This window comes from Bradyrhizobium sp. 14AA, assembly GCF_054185205.1.
Genome location: NZ_JAVAYM010000137.1, coordinates 1 through 473 on the forward strand (window position 1 = coordinate 1; position 473 = coordinate 473).

Sequence of the window (473 nt, forward strand, 5' to 3'; positions counted from 1 at the left end):
ACCATCCGCCTTGGCCCAGACTTTGTGGAGATCGGCGAGCGCGGCGGCGCGCTCAACGACCGGCTTTTCAAGCCAGCCATAGATGATCCCGGCGCGTTCGACCCCGCTCTTGGTACCCCAGCCGCTGTTCATGCCGCCGATCGCGTCGAGCGCTTCATGATCGACCATATCATCCCCGCAGGCGCTCAGGATCACGCTCTCGATATCGCCCGTCGGCAGGTCGAGCCAGCGGCGGAGGAACGGGCGCAGCCCGTCGCCGCGCGGCAATTCCTCCATCGCGGCCGGCGCCCGGCCACAGGCGCGCAGGAAATTCTCCGCCTCGCCCTCGCCCCGCCGCACGCTCAGCCGGCCGATCGTCTCGATCGGCTTCGCCCTGCCGTCGCGGTCGGCCTCGACCAGCATCTCAGCCAGCGCCTCGCGCGCGAGCACCGATTCCTCGCGCGCCTCAAGCGGGCGAAAACCCGGCACCAGCC

General features: G+C 70.0%; 1 protein-coding gene. It reads right to left on the reverse strand.

Annotated features, from left to right (window positions below):
- The coding region (locus tag RAD15_RS43690; RefSeq protein WP_458184842.1) for a hypothetical protein at positions 1-429 on the reverse strand (429 nt) is incomplete at its 3' end.
- Between the last annotated feature and the right edge of the window lie 44 nt (positions 430-473).